This is a genomic window from Bartonella sp. AA1HLJMS, assembly GCF_042197445.1.
Lineage (GTDB): Bacteria > Pseudomonadota > Alphaproteobacteria > Rhizobiales > Rhizobiaceae > Bartonella.
The window spans coordinates 1-1,277 of the sequence record NZ_JBHIRW010000193.1; the positions used below are offsets into that span (position 1 = coordinate 1).

2 protein-coding genes are annotated in these 1,277 nt (G+C 37.1%); one reads left to right on the forward strand and one right to left on the reverse strand.

Translation table 11 applies throughout. The annotated features are described in order from the left end of the window. A partial coding sequence (locus ACFIQE_RS10520) for a tyrosine-type recombinase/integrase (RefSeq protein WP_375707717.1) occupies nt 1-933 on the forward strand: 933 nt, incomplete at its 5' end. A 200-nt stretch (nt 934-1,133) separates the two neighbouring features. Here ACFIQE_RS10520 and ACFIQE_RS10525 read toward each other — a convergent pair. Then, on the reverse strand, nt 1,134-1,277 hold a 144-nt coding region (locus tag ACFIQE_RS10525; RefSeq protein ID WP_375707718.1), incomplete at its 5' end, for a helix-turn-helix transcriptional regulator.

Sequence of the window (1,277 nt, forward strand, 5' to 3'; positions counted from 1 at the left end):
ACCTATGGAACGCAAGAGTTTGTTGATAACTACAAAAGCGCACTTGCCGAGTTACAAGGGCTTATACTTCCTAAATCCAAAACCGGTAAACTTGTTGAAGGGTCATTTGCATGGCTGCTTAAACAATACTTTAACAGCGTTCATTGGCATAGCCTTGCTAAAGCTACGAAAAGACAAAGAGAACTTATCCTTATGAAGGTATGTGATGCTATAGGAAACATTCCATACAGAGAAATAAAGAAATCACATATTACAGCGGGTGTTGAACGCCGCAAAGAAAAACCAACAGCTGCCCAAAATTTTCTAAAAGCACTTAATGGACTTTTTAATTGGGCGATCGATCAAGAACTTCTGGAGAATAACCCAGCTTTAGGAATAAAAAGACCTCCTCTCAACAACAAAGATGGATTTGCTGTTTGGACAGAAGAAGATGTTGAAAAATATTATCACCATTGGTCACATGGTTCACATGAACGCGTCTGGATTGATGTTCTTCTTTACACGGGTTTGCGTCGTGGTGATGCGGTCCGCATTGGTTGGAACGATGTCAAAGATAATATCATTCATCTCAAGACAGAGAAAAGTAAATTCCAAACAGATGTTTTTCTACCCATTTTGCCTGAATTAGCAGAAACTCTAAAAATTGGTCCTATTGGAAATGAAACATTCATTTGCGGAAAAAACGGAAATAAACTCGTAAAAGAAAGTTTTGGCAACCTTTTTCGTGAGGCTTGTAACGTAGCGGGAATCAAAAAATCAGCACATGGCTTAAGAAAATTAGCAGCAACACGCGCCGCTAATTCAGGTGCAACAGTATCACAACTCAAGGCAATTTTTGGATGGACCGACGACAACATGGCATCTCTTTATACAAAAAGCGCAGATCGCAAAAGGCTAGCTATAGAAGCGATAAAAAAGCTCCAAAAAAAATGAGGGATAGTGCTATAAAAAACATTAATGGAATCAATAATGATAAATTTCCCCCATATCGCAATAACTCATTTATTTTATTTAAAATTATTGAAACTCTTTTGGGCACCAAATTTTATCTTTAATGTATTGAAATATATATATATATTTTTTTCTTTAAAGAGCTGTTTTTAGACCACCCTTTACGGTTTATACAACTTTATCTAATTTACTCCTATTTGTTCCTTATTTTTCTTTGGAATGAAGGCTAAGATCTCTTTTTTTCTCCACCTCACTGCTCTCCCTAGCTTATATGGCTCCGGAAACAACCCCTGAAGCACCCAATTGCGAATCGTTGTTGTGGATAC